This is a genomic window from Metallosphaera javensis (ex Sakai et al. 2022) (assembly GCA_021654415.1).
GTDB classification, from domain to species: domain Archaea; phylum Thermoproteota; class Thermoprotei_A; order Sulfolobales; family Sulfolobaceae; genus Metallosphaera; species Metallosphaera javensis.
This window is the reverse complement of record AP024487.1, coordinates 2257043-2279285: the sequence shown is the minus strand read 5'-3', so window position 1 is coordinate 2279285 and position 22243 is coordinate 2257043. Positions and strand designations below refer to the sequence as shown.

General features: G+C 49.2%; 23 protein-coding genes and 3 tRNA genes. 15 read left to right on the top strand and 11 right to left on the bottom strand.

Features of this window, described 5'->3' with window-relative positions; all coding sequences use genetic code 11:
- Nucleotide 1 precedes the first annotated feature (1 nt).
- The 6 genes from QVC96_RS12865 to QVC96_RS12840 all read left to right on the top strand — a co-directional run bounded on the left by QVC96_RS12865 (nt 2) and on the right by QVC96_RS12840 (nt 5202).
- On the top strand, nt 2-379 hold the full coding sequence (locus QVC96_RS12865; protein WP_238026054.1) for a CS domain-containing protein: 378 nt from the start codon (nt 2-4) through the stop codon (nt 377-379).
- 169 nt (nt 380-548) lie between these two features.
- Complete coding sequence (locus tag QVC96_RS12860) at nt 549-1529, top strand: AbrB/MazE/SpoVT family DNA-binding domain-containing protein (RefSeq protein WP_238026056.1); 981 nt, start codon at nt 549-551, stop codon at nt 1527-1529.
- Nucleotides 1530-1560: 31 nt separating this feature from the next.
- On the top strand, nt 1561-2307 hold the full coding sequence (sufC, locus tag QVC96_RS12855; RefSeq protein WP_238026058.1) for a Fe-S cluster assembly ATPase SufC: 747 nt from the start codon (nt 1561-1563) through the stop codon (nt 2305-2307).
- A gap of 98 nt (nt 2308-2405) precedes the next feature.
- Complete coding sequence (sufB, locus tag QVC96_RS12850; protein WP_238026078.1) at nt 2406-3845, top strand: Fe-S cluster assembly protein SufB; 1440 nt, start codon at nt 2406-2408, stop codon at nt 3843-3845.
- Nucleotides 3846-4982, top strand: coding sequence for a SufB/SufD family protein (locus QVC96_RS12845; RefSeq protein ID WP_287689479.1), 1137 nt, complete (start codon nt 3846-3848; stop codon nt 4980-4982). It begins immediately after the preceding gene.
- An 82-nt stretch (nt 4983-5064) separates the two neighbouring features.
- The gene (locus QVC96_RS12840; RefSeq protein ID WP_048057707.1) at nt 5065-5202 is read left to right on the top strand and encodes a ribbon-helix-helix protein, CopG family; all 138 of its coding nucleotides are present in this window, start codon (nt 5065-5067) and stop codon (nt 5200-5202) included.
- On the opposite strand, the gene QVC96_RS12835 is transcribed toward QVC96_RS12840, so the two are convergent.
- From QVC96_RS12835 to QVC96_RS12825, 3 genes are all read right to left on the bottom strand, one after another.
- Nucleotides 5184-5272, bottom strand: a tRNA-Thr gene (locus QVC96_RS12835). The two genes, QVC96_RS12840 and QVC96_RS12835, sit on opposite strands and share 19 nt — an antisense overlap.
- A 312-nt stretch (nt 5273-5584) precedes the next feature.
- Nucleotides 5585-5675, bottom strand: a tRNA-Met gene (locus tag QVC96_RS12830).
- Between the two features lie 73 nt (nt 5676-5748).
- A complete protein-coding gene (locus tag QVC96_RS12825; protein WP_238026061.1) occupies nt 5749-6612 on the bottom strand; it encodes a metal-dependent hydrolase in 864 nt (287 codons plus the stop codon).
- Between the two features lie 124 nt (nt 6613-6736).
- On the opposite strand from QVC96_RS12825, the gene QVC96_RS12820 reads away from it, so the two are divergent.
- The 3 genes from QVC96_RS12820 (at nt 6737) to QVC96_RS12810 (ending at nt 9856) form a co-directional block, all read left to right on the top strand.
- Nucleotides 6737-8140 (top strand): hypothetical protein, encoded by a 1404-nt coding sequence (locus QVC96_RS12820; protein ID WP_287689478.1) that lies wholly within the window; start codon nt 6737-6739, stop codon nt 8138-8140.
- Nucleotides 8141-8338: 198 nt separating this feature from the next.
- Nucleotides 8339-8411 (top strand) — tRNA-Gln (locus QVC96_RS12815).
- 929 nt (nt 8412-9340) lie between these two features.
- Complete coding sequence (locus QVC96_RS12810; RefSeq protein ID WP_287689477.1) at nt 9341-9856, top strand: PaREP1 family protein; 516 nt, start codon at nt 9341-9343, stop codon at nt 9854-9856.
- Nucleotides 9857-10101: 245 nt separating this feature from the next.
- On the opposite strand, the gene QVC96_RS12805 is transcribed toward QVC96_RS12810, so the two are convergent.
- The gene (locus QVC96_RS12805) at nt 10102-10296 is read right to left on the bottom strand and encodes a hypothetical protein (RefSeq protein ID WP_287689476.1); all 195 of its coding nucleotides are present in this window, start codon (nt 10294-10296) and stop codon (nt 10102-10104) included.
- Between the two features lie 37 nt (nt 10297-10333).
- Between QVC96_RS12805 and QVC96_RS12800 the strand changes: the two genes are divergently transcribed.
- The 6 genes from QVC96_RS12800 to QVC96_RS12775 all read left to right on the top strand — a co-directional run bounded on the left by QVC96_RS12800 (nt 10334) and on the right by QVC96_RS12775 (nt 15631).
- Nucleotides 10334-10519 carry a hypothetical protein gene (locus tag QVC96_RS12800; protein WP_287689475.1) on the top strand — a complete coding sequence of 62 codons (186 nt, stop codon included), beginning with the start codon at nt 10334-10336 and terminating at the stop codon, nt 10517-10519.
- Nucleotides 10520-10611: 92 nt separating this feature from the next.
- Complete coding sequence (locus QVC96_RS12795) at nt 10612-11355, top strand: hypothetical protein (RefSeq protein WP_238026815.1); 744 nt, start codon at nt 10612-10614, stop codon at nt 11353-11355.
- 41 nt (nt 11356-11396) lie between these two features.
- The gene (locus QVC96_RS12790; protein ID WP_238026869.1) at nt 11397-12638 is read left to right on the top strand and encodes a phosphoglycerate kinase; all 1242 of its coding nucleotides are present in this window, start codon (nt 11397-11399) and stop codon (nt 12636-12638) included.
- Nucleotides 12635-13657, top strand: a complete 1023-nt coding sequence (locus QVC96_RS12785; RefSeq protein WP_238026816.1) for a phosphorylating glyceraldehyde-3-phosphate dehydrogenase — start codon at nt 12635-12637, stop codon at nt 13655-13657. The genes QVC96_RS12790 and QVC96_RS12785 overlap by 4 nt, the downstream gene beginning before the upstream one ends.
- Before the next feature lie 4 nt (nt 13658-13661).
- On the top strand, nt 13662-14069 hold the full coding sequence (locus tag QVC96_RS12780) for a universal stress protein (protein WP_238026817.1): 408 nt from the start codon (nt 13662-13664) through the stop codon (nt 14067-14069).
- Between the two features lie 356 nt (nt 14070-14425).
- Nucleotides 14426-15631: an ATP-binding protein gene (locus QVC96_RS12775; RefSeq protein ID WP_287689474.1), complete on the top strand. Its 1206-nt coding sequence runs from the start codon at nt 14426-14428 to the stop codon at nt 15629-15631.
- Between the two features lie 126 nt (nt 15632-15757).
- On the opposite strand, the gene glyA is transcribed toward QVC96_RS12775, so the two are convergent.
- The 7 genes from glyA to QVC96_RS12740 form a co-directional block, all read right to left on the bottom strand.
- On the bottom strand, nt 15758-17053 hold the full coding sequence (glyA, locus tag QVC96_RS12770; RefSeq protein WP_238026819.1) for a serine hydroxymethyltransferase: 1296 nt from the start codon (nt 17051-17053) through the stop codon (nt 15758-15760).
- A gap of 23 nt (nt 17054-17076) precedes the next feature.
- Nucleotides 17077-18309 (bottom strand): hydroxymethylglutaryl-CoA reductase (NADPH), encoded by a 1233-nt coding sequence (gene hmgA, locus QVC96_RS12765; protein WP_287690503.1) that lies wholly within the window; start codon nt 18307-18309, stop codon nt 17077-17079.
- Entirely contained in the window at nt 18296-18703 is a 408-nt protein-coding gene (locus tag QVC96_RS12760; RefSeq protein WP_238026820.1) for a Zn-ribbon domain-containing OB-fold protein, read from the bottom strand. The genes hmgA and QVC96_RS12760 overlap by 14 nt, the downstream gene beginning before the upstream one ends.
- Before the next feature lie 4 nt (nt 18704-18707).
- On the bottom strand, nt 18708-19790 hold the full coding sequence (locus tag QVC96_RS12755) for a thiolase family protein (RefSeq protein ID WP_287689473.1): 1083 nt from the start codon (nt 19788-19790) through the stop codon (nt 18708-18710).
- A 9-nt stretch (nt 19791-19799) separates the two neighbouring features.
- The gene (locus tag QVC96_RS12750; RefSeq protein ID WP_287689472.1) at nt 19800-20846 is read right to left on the bottom strand and encodes a hydroxymethylglutaryl-CoA synthase; all 1047 of its coding nucleotides are present in this window, start codon (nt 20844-20846) and stop codon (nt 19800-19802) included.
- 77 nt (nt 20847-20923) lie between these two features.
- On the bottom strand, nt 20924-21310 hold the full coding sequence (speD, locus tag QVC96_RS12745; protein WP_238026823.1) for an adenosylmethionine decarboxylase: 387 nt from the start codon (nt 21308-21310) through the stop codon (nt 20924-20926).
- 100 nt (nt 21311-21410) lie between these two features.
- Complete coding sequence (locus QVC96_RS12740) at nt 21411-21851, bottom strand: hypothetical protein (protein WP_287689471.1); 441 nt, start codon at nt 21849-21851, stop codon at nt 21411-21413.
- Nucleotides 21852-22243: the final 392 nt, after the last annotated feature.

Genomic DNA, 22243 nt, shown 5'->3' with positions numbered 1-22243 from the left:
CATGCCTGCATATAAGGACCTTTACGACATGGTAAAGAAGGCCATAGAGGCGGAAATGAGGGAAATGGAAAACATGGTAGAGCTAATGTCCAACGAAATAAGGGAGGCCGTGGAAAGGGAGAGCTGTCTGGTTCCACTTTACAGTGAACTGAGAAGGGAGAACGAGCTAATCTACATAGTGGATGTGCCCCACCTGAAAGAGGAGACCATATACGTTAAGCTGAATGGGCAGAACCTTGAGCTTTCCTGCACCAACTCAAGGGGAGTGAAGTACAGGCTAAACCTGAAGGTTCCCAAGGAATTGGAAGGGTCGGAGATCAAGGTCTCCAGGGTGAAGGGAAGGATAACCCTAAGGCTTATCAAGGCGAATACTAAATGATAATTTGAAAGTTTCAGTGTTGCTATAAATTTGGTTTCTAACTTTATTTGTGCTCATATAAAAGGTCAAAACTTTACGAGAGATAATAAAAGTCCCTTTTTCAAACTCTTATGAAGGCGTTGCAACATGTTTATAAACGCCGTTTAAGATAACTAGTTAAGGGATAATTTTGGAGGAGCTTAATAACGCCAAGGATATAGAGACTAGGAAGGTTCAGAAGCTCGGCTCATCCTCCCTTTTCATTACATTACCCAAGAAGTGGATCAATAGGTGGAACGTTAAACCGGGAGACAAGATCCTGATAGAGGTGTCAAGTGATGGCTCTCTTAAGCTGATTGCAGAGAAGATAAAGATGGAGAATAATCACAGGTCCATCAAGATTGATGTTGACTCATTGAAGCAACCAATTCCCAGCATTATCCCATGTCTCTACACCCTTGGATACGACGAAATCATCCTGGAATCCAAGAGATCCATTCAACCCAAGGACGTTGAGGACCTCATTCAAGTAACAAAGCAGATAGTTGGAGTCGAGGTAACGGAAACATCCGAGAACAGAATCAAGGTGGAGTGCCTCTTGGACACTGAAAAGGTTGGGATAGAGTCCCTTCTCAGAAGGATGCTCAACACTGTTGCCAAGAGAGTTGACGAGACCATAGCCCTGATATCAGGGGAAACGCCAAGGGAGAGCTCAGGGAATCATGAGGATCTGCGCAGGCTATATTACATGTTAATGAGAAGAGTCATGGGAAGCAGATACGAGACCGCCAAGAATATGACCAAGAACACCCTTATCGTGATAAATACCACTACCCTCCTTAACGTGGACACTGTGATAGATAAATTGATGGACGCAATCAGGTCATCCAGCCCTAGTAAGGAGGAATCTCAGGTCCTTGTCGAGACGCTGAAAAAGGTCAACGATCTCTTGGACGAGGTTATAATGACCGTTCTATTTCCCAGCACCAAGAGGGTTCTAAACGGTCTTAACTTAGTCAGAGAATCTAGGCTCAACTTATCTCAGCTAAACAATACTCCGGTCGTAGAGTACATCAAACAGATAGTGGGACTTCTGGAGAGCGCTCTAGAGAATTCGTCCTGTACACTGTTCCTGGAGGATATGCCTTGGATAGAAAGAAACTTAACTTAAAATGCAATAAATGGTGTGTGGTGAATTGACAATGTCTACACTTAAGGTTGAAAACCTTCACGTTGAGGTTGAGGGTAAGGAAGTTCTTAAGGGAGTTACATTTGAGGTCAAGAGCGGAGAGATTCACGCTCTGATGGGTCCCAATGGAAGCGGTAAAACCACCCTCTCACTGGCTCTCATGGGTCATCCCAAGTATAAGATTACCAGGGGTTCAATCACACTCGATGGTGAGGACATAACCAACCTAGAAACTGACGAGAAGGTCAAGAGAGGGCTATTCCTAGCTTTTCAAAACCCCATAGAGATAAGCGGAGTTAAACTCTCCACTCTTCTAGTGGCTGAACATAACAGAGTGTCAGGCTCCAATAAGTCAGTGTCGGAGATAGTGGCCGATGTTAGGAATATAGCTAAGGCTGTCGGCCTCAACGAGACTCTTCTAAACAGGGGAGTCTTTGACGGCTTCAGTGGTGGTGAGAAGAAGAGGACCGAGATCCTTCAGATGTTGCTCATGAAACCTAAATTCGCAATCTTGGATGAGCCTGACTCTGGAGTTGACGTTGATGGACTGAAGATAATTTCAGAGGGTATAAAGAAGCTCAGGGCGGAGAACAATACGGGTTACGTGATAATCACGCATTACAGGAGAATCCTTGATTACGTCAATGCAGACAAGGTCCACGTTCTGTACAGGGGAACAATCATAGCCAGTGGCGGAATGGAGCTCGCAAAGCTCATTGACGAGAAGGGATACGAGGGAGTAATTAAATCTCACGGTTAATTTTTAAACTTTAATTTTCGTTTAGCTTAATTTAGTTGAGAAGATATAATAGAAAGGCTTATAGCTTATCTTTAACACAGTTAAAGATGGTAAGAAAGATGACAGAAGAGAAACTATCGCTGGACATGAACGAGATTCTTAACGCGTCCATCGAGGCGAAGTATGAGAAGCTGGATCAACGCGAGTTTCATAGAAGGATAGTTGAGTCAGGACTAACCAAGAGCACGATAGAGGAGATCTCCAAGATAAAGAAGGAGCCAGAGTGGATGCTGAGGCTCAGGCTCAAGTCTCTTGAGCTCTTTGAGAAGATTCCAACTCCAAACTGGTTGCCTGATGTGTTGGGTTCGCTTAACGTCTCGAGCCTTGAACTTTACGTAAAACCAGACGTTGATCAGACCAATAGCTGGGATCAGATCCCAAAGGAGATAAGGGAGTACTATGATGTCCTTGGGATACCGGAGTCGGAGAAAAAGTACCTGGGAGGGCTAGTGGCAGTCTTTGAGTCCGAGCCCATTTACTCCAACGTGAAGGAGGAGCTGACCAAGAAGGGCGTCATAATGATGCCACCAGAGGACGCATTGAGAAAGTACCCTGACTTCATGAAGGATTACTTCATGAAGATCTTCCCAGCATCTGATCACAAGTTCGCTGCGTTACATGGTGCCCTCTGGAGTGGAGGAGTCTTCGTTTACGTCCCTAAGGGAGTTAAGATAACCACTCCTGTGGAGGGCTTCTTCATCATTGGCAGGGAGATGGAGGGCCAGTTCGAGCACACGCTGATAGTTGCAGATGAGGGATCATATCTTCACTTCATCGAGGGTTGTAGCGCCCCACAGCTTAGGAAGTTCTCATTCCACGACGGAATGGTCGAGCTTTACGCCAAGAGGAACGCAAAGATAAAGTTCACCACCATCCAGAACTGGAGCAAGAACGTAATAAACTTCAACAACAAGAGGGCATGGGCAGATGAGAGCGCAAACATAGAGTGGGTTGAGGGTTCCCTGGGCTCCAAATACAGTTTCGTGTACCCAACCACGATCCTGAGGGGTCCAAACGCAAGCTCCACCAGTCTGGTGGTAACCCTGGCCTCAGGTGAGGGAGAGTGGAAGGACAGTGGATCCAAGATGATACACGCAGCACCCAACACCAAGAGCAAGATTGTGAACAAGAACATAGGGTTCGGTGGCGGGGTCAACATATACCGTGGACTTATCAAGGTTAATAAGGGAGCCAAGGGGGCTAAGGCATTCGTCAAGTGCGACTCACTAATGCTGGACGAGAAGACCAAGGCCTATACCTTCCCGCATAACCAAGTCCTTGAGGACGACGCTGACGTAGCCCATGAGGCACATACCTTCAGGATGAGCGAGGATCAGCTATTCTACTTAATGAACAGGGGTATAGGAGAGAAAGAGGCAACATCAATGCTTGTGCTGGGCTTCATTGACGAGATCATGAAGGAGCTACCCTTCGAATACGCCACCATGCTTAACAAGGTTATTAAGCTGGAGCTGGATAAGCTGGGAGCAGTGGCATGAATGCCTGTTGTTGACCAAGAAAGTTTCCTCAAGTATATCTCCTCTTTGGAATCCAAAACAGAACGAGAAGAGATTTTTCAGAAGTATCTAACCTTACCATATCAGGTCATCAGCGACTCTCCCACAATAAAGCACTACACGGAATGGTCAGTTTTCGATACCCTCAACCTTGAAATGAGGGCTACCCCTATTAAGGATCTTACAATCCCACTGGAAGGTTACACGTCATTTGTAATTAGTAACAACACTCCTTTGAACTTCTCACCCATTGACTCTGTTAACTCTGGCCTTGTTAAGCCAGAGGATCACAAACTCGTGGCTCTAACCCTGGCAGGCTCCAGAAAGGTGCTCATTAACAGGGGAGGGAAGTATCTAGTTTACAACAGGTGCCAGGGGAAAATCTTTTGCCCCGTTCTCGTGGAGGTAAGTGTTCCTGACGGGGATAACGTTGACGTGATCTACTACTCCGATAGTTCAGACGGGGCAATGCCTTCTGCGGTGATCTCCCTAGATGTACCGAAGGGCTCATCCATGTCCTTCTCCATTGTTAACTCGAGCCGGGATTCCTATGCGTTCACCTACACCAAGGGCTCAATCAAGGGAGAAATCAATTCCTCAATTTTCTCAGTGGGTCAATCCCTGGGCCACACAGAGTACCACGTAGAATTATCGGACGAAGCTGTTGCCAACTTTAACGCCAAGAGCCTTGGAATAGGAAACAACAGGGTTAACGTGTTGGCAAACGTCAACCATGTGGGAAGGAAAAGCGTCAGTAACGGTGTGTTAAAGGCCGTAGCCTCCGGTAGTTCCTACACCGTGATCAGGGGAGATGCGGTCATAGGCGAGAACGCCATTGATTCCTCCACAACGATCCTCGGGAGGGCACTGATCATAGGAGATGATGCTAAGGCAGTCGTTGCGCCCATGCTCGAGGTGAAAACAGGAAAGATAATCACGGCAAAACACTCGGCCTCAGCTTCCAAGGTAAATGAAGATCTAATTTTCTACCTAGAAAACAGGGGGTTGGACAAGAGAAGCGCGGAGGGGTTAATAATCAGGGGCTTCCTTACTGATGATAACGACAACGACATAATCAGGAAGCTTGTGGAGGATGCGATCACCAAGATGGGATACTAATACTTTCGTCTAACCCTCCGTCTATTCCTATTTGTGAATGGTCCAATATATTCCGGTTTTCTAAGGTAGTAATACCGAGAGAATGAGAGTAATCACGTTTAAAGCGGAAGAGGATCTGTTGCTGAAGCTAGATCTCTATGCGGCTAACAAGAGGACTCCAAGGAGCGAGATCATCAGGGATGCGCTCAGGAAGTATCTAGAAGCCGCTGGCGGGATTTGAACCCGCGACCGCCGGCTGGCTTGGGAAACCTTACAAGGCCGGCGCTCTGGCCAGGCTGAGCTACAGCGGCACGTTATAACTATTTTTCATGAACCCATTAAAATCTAACTCATCATATGTTGGCAGACCAGTCCTCTATTGAGCAGAGAGAGTTGAAGATTTGGTTTTCTCATCTATCGTCCGCATGGATTTTCATTAGTGAAATACTGGATATTGCTTGTATATTGTTCCATTTCTATTTTCCCTCTAACTGGTCTAAAAACGTTGTCAACACGAGAGGAAGCCTGCCCGCCATATATTCAACGTTAAAGACCCCTTAAGCAGGCACCATGAAACCCCCCTAAAAGTACCAGGGCAAAGAGTTGGGCTAAATGTGACACCATGGTGCCGCCGCGGGGATTTGAACCCCGGACGACCGGATGACCCAGCACCCGTATGAGTCCGGCGCTCTGGCCAGGCTGAGCTACGGCGGCACTTCTAATGAGGTCATTATGCCTAAAAATTTTCCTCTACTCTATACCATTACCCCATGTCACTAACCCTCCCTCACATGACAATTTCCTTGAACCTTAGCCTCACGTGCAATGTAGCCATCACTAGTCCCAGAATCAGTGAGAGTAGGGCCAGCTCCATCAACTTACCGTTCAAGGGCATGGGGGAGTAAAGGGTAGCCCCCTGGATTAGGATCAGGGCAAGACCAAGTATCATTCCACCAAGTATGGCGCCTTTAGTTTTCGCGTCTACCTGCGAGAACTGTAGTCTCCTTCTCCACAGCTCACCCAAGGCGTAGAAGATCACTATCCCCACGTCTATGAGGAAATACCTCACGAATGCGGTGTACAGGAAATCTTCCCACCAGCTCACCAGGTTGTTAATTTCGTATAACTGGATGAAAATGAAACTACCGTAAAACACTGTCCAGTCCGCAAGTCTGCTATTCTTGAATGGGCCATATATCCTGATCCACGGCATCCTCTCAACCTCCCTGAGTCCAGGATCTGCAGTTCTGTTCACGAGGGTGGCCGGATCCTCCAAGTACCACATTACTCCCTTGCTTTTGGATACCTTTCCATCATAGTGAAGTTTGAACGTCCTGATGAATCTTCCAAGGGGGAAGAAAAGTTCAATCCCTCTGTCTGTGGGGGAGGTTAAGAGGTCTAATCCAAAGTGCAGAAACATTCCCAGACCCAGATAGAAGTTGAAGTACATAACTGCCAGTCCCACGAAAACGTTATGAAAGAGTGCCCTGTGAAGCTGGTACTTTGCAAATATCTTTCTCCTTGTGAAGATGTACTCCCTGTCCAGATCAGGCAGAGCTGCCCCTATTCCGACCAGGACTGCAAGGGGGATATTGTGAAATAGAGCTAGGCCCACCGCAAGCGCGAAAGCTATATGTGAGTTCAGATTCATGGGAGGAAAACTCGTGCTTACCTTTTAGTTTTCTCGTATGTTTGGTGGAGTGGGCACTATTCTTACATGATAATACGGCGTTCGATTACGATAGGGATTTATATTTCTTGATGGAGGAATGAATATGGCGCAGATTGTTGGATCAATTTCAGGGCTGGGAGCCGTACTGGGACCCGTGATAGGGCTGGAGATAAGCCTCGACGTGAAGCAGGAGGAGTGCCTCCAGCAGGGGTTGAGGAGCTACTTCTCCCTTTATGGGCGGGGAAACGCGCAGAGATATGAAGTTTACCCCGCTATTGCTACCTCATCCTCCCTGAGGATGTCGGCGGATAACGACCCGGACAGGGTGTACAGGCAGGGCATACTCTTCAGAACGGAGGACGCGGGGGAGTGGTACTACGTGGGCGGGGTATCTCCCCGCTGGAGTTATGACAGGATAGTGGCGTATCAGGGCGGGAGCAAGGCGACCTCCTCGGGAAAGGTGAAGGTGGGAATCCTGGAGAGGTTCGCCGAGACCGGGGTGGGAGTTTTCCCCATGGAGAAGTTGAGGGTTCCCTCCACGTGGTACAACCCGGCCCAGTTCAGGGACTGTGGCGGTATCCTGGGGGTAGTGTGGAACGCGCTTTCGAGATACCAGGTAATCTTCATGGGAATGATGACCGAGGCGCCGTTCTTGCGAATGGCATATCTAACCAAACAGCTCTTATACCGCGATAAAAACGGAAATTATCGCCTATCCAAGCAAGGCGAAGATATAATGAGGATGGTCTCAGATGATTACCCCTTCATTTACGAGGGGATAGGGGCTTCTCCTGGAAGACCTCTGCAGATCGGTGGTCTCCCAGTAGCTAACACCCGCTTCCCCTTCTTCACGTTGAACGGGATGAGCCAGGAGGTCAAGGCCATATGCGAGCAGATCCTGCCAAGAGAGATATGCAACGAAGGAAATCTCTCTCCGAACGCCGTGAAGATAGGAGGGGCGGACGTGGGCTCCCCAATCCTCACCTCGCTTGCGTGCGGCAACTCGTGCTCAGGTTTCGGGATTGCGGGTCTCGTCTCAGGGTACGAGAGGATCTCCCTTCAGGGACTCGAGGTTGTCGCCATCAGCGCCGTGAGACCTCCGCCCTTCACCTCCTCGGGCGTCATGGCCTGGGCTAGGGAAATGGGGCTGGATCAGGAGCTCTCCACCCTCCTTGAGGGATCTAGGAGGTTCAGGAGGGCCCTCTCCGAGCTGGGCTTCCCTCCCTTCATCTCCTTCGCCGCTGCAACCCTAGTTGACTGGATGGACCAATCCTACGAACAGGCTCTGGCCTCGGCCAGGGAGATAGCCAGGGAGCTTCAGGCCACCTACGAGAAGGTTGTGCAGGAGCTCTCAGGTAACCCTCCTCCCGTCACGGACATACTGTACAGGGAGTGGTACGAGCACAGGTTGAGGGTTGAGAACTGCGCCTCGGAGATAATTGCGGACCACCCGGACTACTCCTATGATGATCTCCTGGAGGAGGTGAACTATTGCGCCCAGGGCTAGAGAGTTGGGATGGCTTAGCACATAAAGTATTTAGCCTACGCTGAAAAGAATTGTTTATTATTGATCCAGCCTGAATCTATTTTATAACCAAAGTTGGGCAGAATGAGTCTAATTATTGCCCAGTATAATATGGTAATGAAATACTAATAACGTGATGTTAGGGAAGCTTTATAACACAGAAATTCAGCTTATTTAATTAGCCGGGTAGTCTAGCGGCCAAGGATCCAGGGCTCTGGCCCCTGGGACCAGGGTTCGAATCCCTGCCCGGCTACCTTATTTCTAACGGCTTTTGTTCCATCAAGACTTCGTGTATCGTACTCTTATCAGACTAATCATAACATTCTAAGTTCTATCTTAGAATTATCATCTCTCTCCAGGTCTATAGAGTCTCTAGAGAGACATAAATAGCAATTTTCAGCTCTATCCCCTCGGGCCTAAGTACCCGATCATTTGACCCCTAACCTTTAGTGATGTGAGGTCCAGCCTCCAGGACCAGTTTCTAGTCAACGAGTAGGGTCTTCGCCCTGCCATACAAAATTCGTGAAAACGAGTCCATCGACCCCTTACGGATTTTAAAGTAGAGAGATATCTTCAAGAAAGTTCGTACAGGAATGGAAATTGTTCATTAATGTACAATAGCTTAAGCTTGAAAGTGAAATTTAGCCGTAAGAAAATTGGAACGGAACTGAAAAGCATTCATGTAAAATGAACTTGAAGGGATTTTCAGGAAAGCATTACAAGAATAGCACTTTTCGGAACTTATTTCAGGTTGAACAGTTTCCTGTCAAGGTAAAGAGTTTTCAGGCAGGCGAGGGGACTCACAACTTTGGTCTCTCGGATGCCTCAAGACCAAAGGAAATTCAATTTGAGCCAGATGAGCTTTGACGTAAATCCATGTTCCTCTTTGTCTTGAACGAGACGTTTTCCGGATCCAGCTCCTTCCCCCTATCACGACCTTATTCCGTCAGTTCTCCCATCCTGTCTCTTCGAGGGATGAAGGCATCCGTGTGTCATGCCCATGTTGTATTTAAGGAGCCTTTAACGCGAAATACAACGAACTGAGCTAGCCTGAAAAAGTATCATCAGGTTATTTAAGGGATAGGGAATATCACGTCAATCTCACGCATAATCCAAGGGTTAAAACGGTTTACGGATAAGGTTTAAATCTACGCGATATTAAACTTAAAATAACTGATATCAATGGAGAAGGATTTACTAATAGTGGATCAAAATTACGTTATTGCCAGACTGATAGAAAGTCTTGACGACCTGCTTCTCTCAGCGGAATTATGGAATAGAGGTTTTACAAGAAATTCAGCTGGGAAAGCATTTAATTCGGTTAAAGCACTCCTATCAGCTATTATAGTAAAGTATAAGGATGAAATCGAAAAATATGTTGATGAGTCTGAATTCGAATGGTTTGAAAGGAAGGCTCATATTGTGCCCACACACTCCATGAAGAGTTTATCCATACTCTTGAAAAAGATTGGAATTGATTTGGAAAATTTGGTAAACTTAGCGTATGATCTTCACGAGTATCAGTATAATGGATTCGAGCCTGGCTTCTCTCCTTACTTGAAAAAGGAGGATGTCTTAGAGGATATAAGAAATGTAATAACTCAATTACCTAGTTTTATAGAGAAATATTTTTCCAAAGAAATAAAGGATACTGAAGTAAAAGATTTAGTTGAAAGGGTTAAGAAACTCAGCTTATAGATTGGAGCCACACGTCTCCTGCTAATTGTATTCTGATCACTTCATTTCTTATTATTCACTGTAACTTAATTGAGTAGAATCGCCTCAATAGTGAAGATAATGATGAATATGTGGGGATTTATTCCATTTGTGAGAAAGATTATCGAAAATGTTGTGGTACTGGGCTATAGTCCGGATGATCCGGAGTCTGTATGCGGTGTGAAACTTGCCTAACCTCCTCTTCTCAAGCGAGTTGAAGAACTCCACTATGTCATAGAGAGGAAGCATTGAAGTTCGCGGAGCAGGGAGATAAAGGAGAGGAGATCCTGTTCCATTAGTTCCTTAACCCTGTCCGGAACTTGGTAAGCAGGCCTGATATCAGGAGATAGTTCCCCACCTAGGTTCAAAGGTCTCTTGACGTGATAGGGGTAGAGATGTCCTGCGTTTACAGGAGAACTCAAGTACGTCCACTGGCCTGATTATTTCTGCAGTGGCAGTGTGAAGCTGAACCTCCTCCGAGTCTGGCTTTCAGTTTCCAGTCTTAGCGCCCTCCTAGACCAGAACGAAATCCAGCCTCCTCCCTTCCCGGGTTACGTTCATGGTCACGGGGAGAACCCCCTTAAGCTTGGCCCACTTTCCGGCACTACGAACTTTTTATCCGTGATAACCCTCCTAACTTCCTAGAGCCTGGGTAGGAAATTTCCGGAAATACTGAGGTAACTGATTCACCACTCCCTTTCTTAAGGTTTTTATTGTGGGTATCTTAACATTAATGAATGCCCTGGAATTTCCTCAAGAAAGATAAGCGACGATTTGAAAGAGATAAATTCGGAGAATGGGCAATAGTTGGATCAAACAAGGAACTGTCCTTTCTTGTCAACACAATCTCCAAGGCAGTCTCCAAGACGGGCTCAAAGAAAAACGAGATCTATGTTCTCCAGTACCTCAAGGACCCTGTGATCCCAAATCTCTTCTCGTTGAAGGGCATGGTGGAGACAAGTTACAATGTATCTGAGATGGCATTTCAGGACTCACTCAGGAAGATATTTGACGATCTAGGTAACGTGGGCGAGATAAGGACCGTTAAGGTCAGGCTGTGTAATGACATTTTCCTCTTTTTCAACTTCAACTTCATCGCAAAGAAGGTTAAGAACTCCACGGGGGAGGTGAAACTTCTCATCCCTCCGCTCGGAGTCTCAAGTTCTCAGATTCCCTACACCGTGGAGCACCTTTTCAACGCCATGATGGGGAATGAAGGGGACCAGTGCAGTGTCGAGACGGATTTCATGGATTCCAGAATGGCCAAGTTAACCTTTAACTGTAAAAAGGTTCACCTGGACCATTTCAGGGTAAGGGAGTCCTTTTCCTATTTTCTCGATGATGCCGTTGGTTTCAGGTTAAAAACGAGGAGTTCCAATCCCCAGACCACGGAGATCGAGATAGTTCTCCTCAACCTGAGGAGGGAATCCCTCATCCCCCTTCTGTGGGATAACTTTCTCTCCATCTATCCATCGTGCTAAAATTTTAATCCCCTTGTTTAAAATGATCGCGGGGATCAATTCTGATTAAAGTAAATGACATGAGTATTCCCACACTGGACGATCTCAACTTCGTTAACAGCAAGGTCCTGGTGAGGATTGATATAAACTCACCCGTTGACTCAAAGACGGGGAAACTTCTCGATGACTCCAGAATAAAGGCCCACGTGGAAACCATTCGTGAACTTGTGAATCGAGGAAATGGGGTAGTCCTGGTTTCACATCAGGGGAGGCCCGGAGACAACGACTTCACGGACCTTGAGGAGCACTCCAGACTCCTCCAGAAACACCTGGATATGGAAGTTGAGTTTGTGGGAGACGTCATGGGGCCCTACGCCCGGGAGAGAATAAAGAACATGAAACTGGGGTCAGTCCTTCTCCTAGACAATGTCAGGTTCGTTTCAGAGGAACTGATAGAGGCCTCTCCCCTTCAGCACTCGAAGAGCTTTCTCGTTCGCAGACTCCAACCGCTCTTTCAGGGATATGTGAACGATGCGTTTGCCACAGCCCACAGGAGCCAGGCTAGCCTCGTGGGATTCCCTCTCGTGCTGAGATCCAGTGCTGGGAGGGTAATGGAGAAGGAGGTCTCAGCTCTGGCCAAGGTCTTCAATGAGGGAGAGGAACCCAAGGTCTTCATCATGGGTGGAGGGAAGGTTCTGGACAGCCTCAGGATAATTGAGAACCTTGTGAAGAGAAGGCTAGCTGACAGGATATTGACGGGAGGACTCATAGCTGAGCTCTTCGCAGTTGCCAAGGGGCTGGACCTGGGAAAGGATAACCTTCAGGTCCTTGAGAAGGCCGGAGTCCTCAGTCTGATCCCAAGGGCAAGGAAGCTTCTCCTCTCAGGCGCTCCGGTGGAGATTCCCGTGGACTTCAAGGTGGAGAAGGGAGGCCAGGTGTACGAGGAACCAGCTAGCAAGGTCACCGGCGTTATCAAGGACGTGGGTTCAACCACGGTTGGAATATACTCGTCGTTTATAAGAGACGCAAAGATCATAGTCATGAGGGGACCAATGGGAGTAATAGAGGACGAAAGGTTCAGGGAGTCAAGCAGGGCTCTCCTCAGGAACTCCCTGGAGAGTCCAGGTTACCTCATAGTTGGAGGAGGACATATGATCAGCCTCCTGGGAGGAGTGGGACCTCTGGACAGTTCCAAGGTTCACGTGTCCACGGGCGGTGGAGCTCTCCTTCTCTTCCTTGCAGGAGAGAGATTGCCGGCCCTAGAGGCCCTTGACATTTCAGCCAGGGAGGTGTTGAAGAGGTGATCAAGGTAGCGGTTAACGGTTACGGAACCATTGGAAAGAGGGTGGCCAGCGCAATCCTAGCTCAACCTGATATGACGCTGGTGGGAGTATCCAAGACCTCACCCAACTACGAGGCATATCAGGCGCAGAGGATGGGGATTAACCTCTACGTCACCAAGGAATCGCTGAAGGAGTTCGAGGAGGCAGGAATCAAGGTAAAGGGAGTACTGGAGGACATGATCAGGGAGGCTGACGTTGTTGTGGACGCAACTCCCAACGGCGTTGGTGCCCAGTACAAGCAGGTTTACACGTCCATGGGGAAAAGGGCGCTCTTTCAGGGAGGGGAGAAGGCCAATGTGGCAGACGTATCCTTCTCCGCACTGTGCAATTACGACGAGGCTGTGGATAAGAAATATGTGAGAGTGGTGTCCTGCAACACTACCGGGTTGTTGAGGACCCTCTGCACCCTGAACAGGGTGAGCAAGATAACCAGGGTCAGGGGTACCATAGTGAGGAGGGGCGCAGACCCCAAGGAGGTAAAGAAGGGGCCCATCAATTCCCTGGTGCCTGATCCGGCTTCCATACCCAGCCATCACGCCAAGGACGTGAACACAGTTCTCAAGGATCTTGATATCGTAACCATGGCAGTTGTGGCTCCTACAACCTTAATGCACGTTCATCTCCTTGACGTTACGGTGAGTAGCCCTGTCACCAGGGAGGATGTCCTTTCTGTGATTAGCTCAACACCCAGGATACTCCTGGTATCGGGAAAATCCAAGGTATCTTCAACAGCCGAGATAGTGGAAGTCGCCAGGGACATGGGAAGACCCAGAAATGACCTGTATGAGCTGGTGGTCTTCGAGGACTCGGTATCTGTAAAGGGGAACGAGATCTTCTTGATGTATGCAGTTCATCAGGAGTCCATTGTGGTTCCAGAAAACGTGGATGCAATAAGGGCAGTTTCCGGTTTCGCTGACGGGAGGAAGTCAATTGAGATGACCAATGCCTCCATGGGAATTGGAAAGGGATATCTGGTGTGATAAGATGGGTTCTCCAACCTATACTGTAAGCATGTGGTTCAGAAAAATCCTGGTGCCAGTGGACGGATCAGAGAACAGCATGAGAGCACTGGAGCTGGCAGTGGATTTCAGCCTGAGATATGGCTCTCGAGTCACGGTGTTCTACGCGTGCGACAGATGTTCCGACACTGAGACGGTGAAGAAGCTTGTGAAGGAGAAGGTTGAGGACAGAATTGATTATGAGTTCCGTGTAGCTGAGGTGCCAAGGGATAGCAGTACCTCTAATGAGATTATCAAGGTTCTGTCAGAGGGAGTGTTTGATGCAGTTATTATGGGGGCCAGGGGCAACACCACGAACAGTGACATTAACACGGGTTCAAACGCCCTATCAGTGGTAGTCAACGCACCCGTGACCGTAATAGTGGTGAGATGATACACTCTTTTAGTGGATTCCTGCTAAGGAAGTGTATTCTTTCTCAGAGCGTCGTCACGTTGGTTTTAAAGTTTCACGGAATTCAATGCTAAGCCCTGAAGCCATAGAACAAATTCATGCAAGTTTGACGACACTACATTCTTTCTCCACCTTCGATCCTTCTGGGGATTATTCAGGTCTAGATGAGGACACTGCTCATCACATGATTTCAACGCCTTGAAAGCGAATGGTCTTCTTAGAGGTAAGCCATTCACAGCAGATCCCTTTTCGCACTTCTTCAGTTTACTAAAGAAGCTCTTCGTTAGAGTTTATCAGTATACTGATAAACCTTATATCCCAGGCAGATCAGGTAACATGTGGAATTAAAACAAGTTCTCCTAGACCAGAGGACGCGTCTGGAAAGGCGTCTGGAATCTGAGAAACTCATAGAGAGGGACGTCCCTGACCTGGAGAGATATCTGGTCTCGCCTAACGTTTTGGCAATCCTTGGAGTTAGAAGGTCAGGAAAGTCCACTCTTGCCAAGATGATCGTGAGGGGTTCAAACTACGGTTACGTCAATTTTGACGATGAAAGGCTCTATTGGCTCAAGATGGAGGATCTCTCCCAGGTGGAGAGAGCACTTTACGAACTTTTTGGTGAAGTCGAATACCTGGTCTTCGACGAAATTCAGAACGTGACTGGCTGGGAACTCTTTGTGAACAGGCTAAGGGAGGAAGGCAGGAAGGTAATCCTCACAGGTAGTAACTCGAAACTCCTGTCTGGAGAGCTGGCAACTCACCTGACAGGGAGGCATATCGACTTCACCCTGTTTCCTTTTTCTTTTCCTGAATATCTCAGGTATAGGGGTGTCAAACCGGAGAGAATGAGAGATGTTTACACTTCTCTCTCCGAAGCAACTTTGAAGAAGGAACTGGAGAACTATATCAGGCTTGGGGGATTTCCGGAGGTTCACAAGATCTCCGAGGAAATCATACATCAGATAGTGTCGGATATATTTGCCAAGGACATAGTTTACAGGATACGGGTTAAGAGGATCAGGACCTTTCATGACTTTGCCTTCAGTGTAATGAAGTACTACGCTAACGAAATCTCCCTCAACAGGATTTCCAAGATGCTCAAGCTGAGCATTAACACCGTAGAGGAGTGGTTTGATGCCATGATAAGTTCCCATTTAATTTTACCCTGCGAAAGGTACAGCGAGAGTCAGAAGACTGCACTGGTCTCACCTAAGAAATTATACCTGGTGGATCCTGGAATCATCTCCCTTGTATTGCTGGATCGTTCCATGGGAAGGATTATGGAGAACCTGGTCGCGTTACACCTGGCCAGAAGGAAAATCAAACTCCAGTACTACAGGGAGGAGGGTAAGGAAGTGGATTTTGTCACTCCGGACTCCTTTATACAGGTTACCTATGCCAACGGAAAGGATGAAATTCCCGAAAGGGAAATTGAGAACCTGAAGAGCGTGAGGGGAAAAAGGAAGATTCTGGTGACCTGGGACTACGAGGATGAGATTGATGGGATCAAGTTAATCCCCCTGTGGAAGTTCCTACTGGAGTGATTGGGAGTATTACCCTGAGAAAGGGGAGTTGTGAAAAATCTGGGCCCGGCCCGGTTTGTTGATTTCAGGCTAAGGCCCCTTAAATGCATAACAATGTGGGAGCCCCGGGTGTTTGTTATTAAAAATCTAGAGTATCATTGGGATCAGCTTAGAGTTATACTTGGATAGGTCGTAGTTCAGGGCGTACTTAACTTCCAGGAATCTGGATCTCATCTGGATCACCTTCCTCTTCATCTCGTTGATGTCCTTCTTATCAACCAGGATCTCCTTCATGAGTCCCGCAATCTCCTCCATCTCACCCTCCTTCATTCCAAACCTTGTCATCTCCTGCACTCCAATTCTTATCCCGCTGGGATCGTTAACTGCCTCCGGTGGATCATGTGGCAGAAGGTTCTTGTTCACTATGATGTTTGCGCTCTCCAGAGTCCTAGCCACGTAAGCTCCTCCACCCAGGTTCTTCACGTCCACCGCCACCTGATGGCTCTTGGTGTAACCCAGATGTTCTCCCACCACCTTGAATCCCATGGAAGCCAGGGCCTCAGCTAGTGCCTTTGAGTTCCTGGTGATCTGTTTGGCGTAATCCTCACCGTAAACCTTCATCTCCAGGGCAGTCACTGCAGTTGAGGGTAACCTGTGCAGGTGATGGTTGCTCACGAACCACGGGAAGATAGTTCTGGACACCTTCTTGAACTCTTCCTCCTCGTTGGAGAATATGGCACCGCCCTGTGGTCCAGGGAAGGTCTTGTGGGTTGAGACGTTTAGGAAGTCGGCCCCCTCATCAAGGGGGTTAGCCCATACCTTCCCCGTCATGAGTCCGTAAACGTGGGCTGCGTCATAAACCAGCTTTGCCCCAACGGCGTGAACGTGAGGGGCTAGTTCCTTTGTGGGATGCGGGAAGAGGTAAAGGCTACCACCCAGAACCACGAACCTGGGCTTGATCTGCTCTATCATTTTCACAGCCTTATCCACGTCCACATTCATGTTCTCCTCGTCGTACGGCATCTCTATGTGCTCAATTCCCAGCGCTCCAAGAGTCCCAAACTTGGTATGACTCACGTGAGCTCCAGCCTGGACGGGGGCAATCAACGCTTTCTCCCCGGGGCTTGCCAGAACCCTGAACACGGCCGCATTGGCGAGGGTGCCACTGGTAGGTCTGAGATCACAGAACTTGCTTCCAGTCACCTGGTTCATGAGGTCCATGGCCAGCGTCTCCACCTCATCCACGTACTTGGTTCCCTGATAGAACCTCTTGAACGGTTTCCCCTCAGCATACCTGGACATGAAATCGCTCATGTAAAGGGCCTCAGCCAGGGGGCTCATAACGTTCTCCGAGGCAATCATGTTTATGGTCTCTGTCCTTCTCCACTTGTTCTGGCTCCTGGTGAGCTCAATCACTTTTTCCAGTTCCTTTTGAACGTCCATAACTCTAGATTAACTCTAAAAAATTAAGTCTTCATGCCTCTCCCAAGGCGAAGGTGGGCCCTCCCCAGCTCCCTAGTGGAGAGTGCGGACAGAAGGTTCAGCTCTCCAGCCAGGACAGAGGCGGAGATTATCTCCGCCAGTTTTTTCGCGTTACTTCCTGGGGGATTACCTCCTCCCTCCACTCCCATCATGGAGAGCGCCTCCCTCTGAGTGGGCAATCTGGTCCCTCCACCAACCGTGCCAACCTCCAGAGATGGCAGGGTGACGGAGATGTACAGGTCTCCGTTTCTGTTCTCAACCCAGGTATAACCCGTACTGCTCTCCACAACCTGTGCAACGTCCTGTCCCGTGGCGATGAAGATAGCTGCAATGATGTTGGCGAAGTGGGCATTGAACTGGAAGACTGTGCCTGCCCTGGCCCCGCCCAGCCAGTTCTTCCTCAGGTTAACCTCCTGAATCTTCTCCGCCGTGGTCCTAAGATGGGTCTCCAGAACCCTTGAGGGAATGAGGGCCTCAGCAACCACACTCTTTCCCCTCCCCAAAAGCTCGTTGGTCATGGACTGCTTCTTATCACTGCAGGCGTTTCCGCTGACCGCAACGCATCTGGCCCCGGGAAACTTCTCCTCAAGGAAGGAACATGCAGCCTCAGTCGCTACAGTTACCATGTTCATTCCCATGGCGTCCCCTGTCTCGTACTCGAACCTCAACCAGACGTTGTTGCCCAGCTGAAGGGTATCAATCTTCACGAGTTTGGCGTGGGAAGAGGTGGACTCCGCAACCCTCTTGATCTCGGGAAAGTTTCCCTTAACCCACTCCGTGAACCTGAAGGCATCAAGTGCGCTATCAAAGGTGAAGACGGGAGCCCTTGTCATTCCATCCCTCAGGATCTTGGTCCTCACCGGACCTGAAAGTCTCAGAACCTTCATTCCCCTGTTAACGCTTGCAATTAGCGCTCCCTCAGTTGTTGCCAGCGGGACGAAAAAGGATCCCTTAGCGTAATCTCCCTCCACCAGTACTGGTCCGGCAACTCCCAGCGGTATCTGCGCTGCACCTATCACGTTCTCCGCATTCCTTCCCTTCACGTCCAGGTAGTCAATGATTGTTGCCCCAATGGAGGGAAAGCTCTTCCCCGTGAGCCTCTCTATGGCCAGCCTCCTTGCGACCATTGCAGCGTTAGCGTCCAGGTGATCGTCGACCCTGTGAAGCTCTATCTCTCCCTTTACTACCTTCTCCACCACTTCATCAATTTTGTCCATCATCTACCAACCTAAACTTGGTACCGTACTCTATAAGCCCATTGCTGGAGTCCACCCTCAGTCTCCTTATGGTAGCCTCAACCCTCTGTCCCTCTCTGGGTTCCTCATCCACGTCCACCAGCGGGGCAACCAGCTCCACCCCCTCGTCCAGCCTTATGAGTCCAAAGTACACTGGAGATTCCTTCTCGTGGCCTGTCCTGACCTGATGGGAGACAGTGTAGGATAGAAGAACTCCCTTTCCTGAGAGCTTCCTGGTGGTCACCCTGAATGAACCGCAGTTACTGCATACCGTTCTGGCCGGGAAGTTCACGTGACCGCACTTCTCGCACACCGATGCCACAAGGGAGTAGTGGGTATCCTTGTTTCTCCAGATCTTGGGTGGTAGGATTCTCATGTTCTCACCTCGACAATGCAACGGAAACCGCAAGTGAGCCCAGTTCGTCCATGGACAGGATCAACCCCCTTCTCGCGTCCTTAACCCTTCTTCCCTTGAAGGTGCCCGCAAGCTGGGCATAGCCCTCAGCCACCTGGTACACCCCTGTTGCACCTCCAGGGTAGCCCCTGGCCTTCAGACCCCCAGAGTAGTTAACCTGAATCTGGTCCAGCTGGTGAAGGGACTTTCCCCTCTCAAGACCCAGCTCGTCCAGAATCATGGCCGCAGTAATGCTGTAGGAGTCGTGAATCTCGTAGAAGTCAGGCTTAAACTCCTTCCAGGGGGTCACCACATCCCTCACGGAGAGCAATTCCCTCAGGTTAACCCCAGCGGTGGAGAAGTTCACTCCCTCAACTTTGACGGGAGTCTCGCTCACCTTTCTGGCAACCTCCTCACTTGTCACCAGCACAGCCGCCGCTCCGTCTGCCCTGGCAGCTGTGTCGAAGAGCCTGATAGGGTCCGATACCACCTGAGAGGAGAGGATGGTCTCCTTGTCCACGGGGAACTTCAGGAACGCGTGGTGGTTCTCCGAGGCATACCTGTGCATGAGGTAGGGCCACTCCGCGAAGTACTCCCTTGAGACGTTATACCTCTTCATGTACAGCTTCATCTGGATTGCCGCGTATGCCTGCGGGATAACCCCAGCCCTGTAAGAGAACTCCTCATCCAGATTCTGGGCTATTACGTCGTTGAGGTGGGAGGCAGGGAGATCCCCCAGTTTCTCCGCCCCAACCACGAGAACTGACTTTGCCGTGCCTGACTTCACCAGGGAGTAAGCTGAGAAGATTGCCGATCCTCCGCTTGCGTCCCCGTTCTCCACGCGGATGGCTGGAATCCTGTAACCCAGGGATCCGGCCAGCTTTCCAGCCAGCTGAACCTGTTCCTCAGTGCTCTCCCCATAGGCGTTGGCCAGGAGGAGAACGTCCGGCCTGTGCTCGCTGAGCTCCTCCTCCAGTTCCGAGACCGCAGCTATGGCCAGGTCCAGAAGGCTATTCTCGTAGTACTTGTCCACCCTGAGGGTGGACCCTGTGGCAACGAAAACGTTCATGTAATTCACCTAATCGTAAACCTTGAACTTGTGGGTGGTCTTTGCGTAGCTTGCGTAATCCACCAGCTTCTTCCTTTGAATGTAGTAGTCAGTGGTGTGCGCCAACTTCTGCCTCTCCAGAATCTTTTCAGTTATCACGAAGCTGTAAGCGTCACTTCCCGCACCGCTACCGAAGGGTGCCACGAGAACCCTCTGTCCAGGTTTGGCCACGTCCAGAACCCTGGCGAAGCCCAGGAGGGCCGAGGCATTGTATGGATTCCCTATCAGTGTGGAAACCATCCCCTGCTTCACCTTCTCCAGCGGGACGCTCAGTTTCTTGGCCATCTGGAACGGAAACTTTCCATTTGGCTGATGGAACACGAAGTAGTCGAAGTCTGACACCTTTAGACCGGTGTCCTGAAGGAGTCTGTTCACCGCCTCGTAGATGTGGGCAAAGTACGCTGGTTCACCCGTGAACGCCTCCCCGTGGAGTGGATAGGGCATCCCATCCCTCCTCCAGAAGTCCGGAGTGTCAGTCACGTAGGACGTACTTGCCTCGACCACGGCTGAGGCCTCCTCCGCCCTTCCCACAACGAAGGCCACGGCGGCAGCTGCGGAGCTGAGCTCAAGGACGTCGCCTGGATTGGACTGGGCCGTGTCGGAGCCAACCACGAGGGAGTAGGAAACCTGCCCGCTCTCCACCATGGAGAAGGCCATCCTCAACCCTGCTGAGGCGGCCCTGCATGCGAACTCCAGGTCGGCAGTGAGGGAGAACTTGGAGAGGCCAAGGGCGTCAATAAGGATTGCCGATGTGGACTTCACCGCGTAAACCTTGGACTCCGATCCAAAGAGCGCCATCTCCACTTCCCTGGGATCAATCATTGCCCTAGTGAGGGCGTCGCGTGACGCCTCTATGGCCATGGTTGTCGAGTCCTCATCCGCGGCCGGGACCGATTTCTCCGTGAGACCCAGCGCCTTGACAACTCCCTGTTCCTTTCCCCATACCGACGCAATATCACTTACCTTGATCCTGTACTTGGGAACGTAAGAACCCCATCCAATGATTCCTGTATGCATCCTGTCCCATAATTCGTCATGATTATAAAGGTTTTCGGTAATTGTCTATAGGGTTATAGACAGGAGTCGAAAAAAGGTTAACTGGAGCTTCTGTCTGCGAAGAAGACCTGGTACCTCCTAGGCTTCAGGGCCTCAACAATGAACTTGAACGCAGCCTGGGGGTCGCTGTCCTCTCCGCAGGTGTAAACGTCAAGGGTGGCGTAGTTGTATTCATTCCATGTATGAAGTGCAATGTGGCTCTCCTCAATGAGCGCTATGACCGAGACTCCGCCCTTCTTTCCTCCGAAGCTCCAGGACTTAGCCTCGACCAGGTTCATGTGGGCAATCTCAACAGCCTTGAGAACTAGATCCTTGAGAAGTTGCTCGTTGTTCAGGTCCTCCGGGTCTATGTCGTAGAGGTTTCCAAAAACGTGTTTTCCTACAATTCTGTCTTCAGGGGATTGGAACGTGACCTGTTCAGACATCTCCTGTTCTTGTACCCTCCAAAACTGGATGTGATTCTAGGATTAATAAATGTAACTAGAGGTTTTGAGGTGAGGAAAAAAGAGAGGAGTCACGACATTGTTACGCGAAGGCAGTCTCGTTTGGGAGAACGGTGGCGAAGACTGAGACGTTGTAACCGGAGATTTCAAGGAGAAGGGTCCTGTTCCAGACGTAAGAGGGGAGGGTGAAGTTATGGATGAGAGGGGCTGGAAGGGACTGCAAAGATTGGATGGTGATTTGATTTGAAATGTTAACCCACTGCCCGTGATAATCATAGAAGACTGCATCGAGGGTGTAATTGGAACCCCCTCTTATGGTGAGCAGGGTAGACTGGGAGGGAGTGGAGTTGAAGAAGATAAGGATGGAGCCTCCATCTATCTGCCTCCTGAGGACGGAGATTTCGTCCACCTGTTGAGCAGATGGTTTAGAGAAGTCCAAGACAAGGAAGGCAAGCGGGACCAAGATTATAACAACGAGAATTATTGCAATGATAAATGCAATAAACTCTGATTGAGCTTTCATAGAATCACCTAGAGTTTATTCCAACCCACGTACCAACTGTATATCACGGTAATATTTAAGAGATAATTCATTCTGATTAGTGTAAGTAGAATTATACTACTGACAGTATTTAAAAATTCGTAAGGTTCCCAGCTCAAACCTGTCTTAAACCCTCTACGATGAGTGTTCAGTAATAAACCTTTCGGCCTGAAAATCGAGCATGTCTGCGATGTAATCATTAAGGTATAAATTTTGGCACCAGCCCACTCTCCCACAGAATGAGATCTACGTACCTCTCAAATATCCTGTTAGCCTTGGTTGCCCTCTCGAACCTCACGAGCCTGTCACCTAGGGACTAGTTGGGGTTAACGGATACAACCCTGTGTTCAGGGAGTAAATAGACGTCATAGTCA

What these genes read in the sequence shown, in the direction of transcription:
- QVC96_RS12865 (WP_238026054.1), top strand. Translation starts at nt 2, where the DNA reads ATGCCTGCATATAAGGACCTTTACGACATGGTAAAGAAGGCCATAGAG.
- sufC (WP_238026058.1), top strand. Translation starts at nt 1,561, where the DNA reads ATGTCTACACTTAAGGTTGAAAACCTTCACGTTGAGGTTGAGGGTAAG.
- sufB (WP_238026078.1), top strand. Translation starts at nt 2,406, where the DNA reads ATGACAGAAGAGAAACTATCGCTGGACATGAACGAGATTCTTAACGCG.
- QVC96_RS12845 (WP_287689479.1), top strand. Translation starts at nt 3,846, where the DNA reads ATGCCTGTTGTTGACCAAGAAAGTTTCCTCAAGTATATCTCCTCTTTG.
- QVC96_RS12840 (WP_048057707.1), top strand. Translation starts at nt 5,065, where the DNA reads ATGAGAGTAATCACGTTTAAAGCGGAAGAGGATCTGTTGCTGAAGCTA.
- QVC96_RS12825 (WP_238026061.1), bottom strand. Translation starts at nt 6,612, where the DNA reads ATGAATCTGAACTCACATATAGCTTTCGCGCTTGCGGTGGGCCTAGCT.
- QVC96_RS12820 (WP_287689478.1), top strand. Translation starts at nt 6,737, where the DNA reads ATGGCGCAGATTGTTGGATCAATTTCAGGGCTGGGAGCCGTACTGGGA.
- QVC96_RS12810 (WP_287689477.1), top strand. Translation starts at nt 9,341, where the DNA reads ATGGAGAAGGATTTACTAATAGTGGATCAAAATTACGTTATTGCCAGA.
- QVC96_RS12795 (WP_238026815.1), top strand. Translation starts at nt 10,612, where the DNA reads ATGCCCTGGAATTTCCTCAAGAAAGATAAGCGACGATTTGAAAGAGAT.
- QVC96_RS12780 (WP_238026817.1), top strand. Translation starts at nt 13,662, where the DNA reads ATGGGTTCTCCAACCTATACTGTAAGCATGTGGTTCAGAAAAATCCTG.
- glyA (WP_238026819.1), bottom strand. Translation starts at nt 17,053, where the DNA reads ATGGACGTTCAAAAGGAACTGGAAAAAGTGATTGAGCTCACCAGGAGC.
- hmgA (WP_287690503.1), bottom strand. Translation starts at nt 18,309, where the DNA reads ATGGACAAAATTGATGAAGTGGTGGAGAAGGTAGTAAAGGGAGAGATA.
- QVC96_RS12760 (WP_238026820.1), bottom strand. Translation starts at nt 18,703, where the DNA reads ATGAGAATCCTACCACCCAAGATCTGGAGAAACAAGGATACCCACTAC.
- QVC96_RS12755 (WP_287689473.1), bottom strand. Translation starts at nt 19,790, where the DNA reads ATGAACGTTTTCGTTGCCACAGGGTCCACCCTCAGGGTGGACAAGTAC.
- QVC96_RS12750 (WP_287689472.1), bottom strand. Translation starts at nt 20,846, where the DNA reads ATGCATACAGGAATCATTGGATGGGGTTCTTACGTTCCCAAGTACAGG.
- speD (WP_238026823.1), bottom strand. Translation starts at nt 21,310, where the DNA reads ATGTCTGAACAGGTCACGTTCCAATCCCCTGAAGACAGAATTGTAGGA.
- QVC96_RS12740 (WP_287689471.1), bottom strand. Translation starts at nt 21,851, where the DNA reads ATGAAAGCTCAATCAGAGTTTATTGCATTTATCATTGCAATAATTCTC.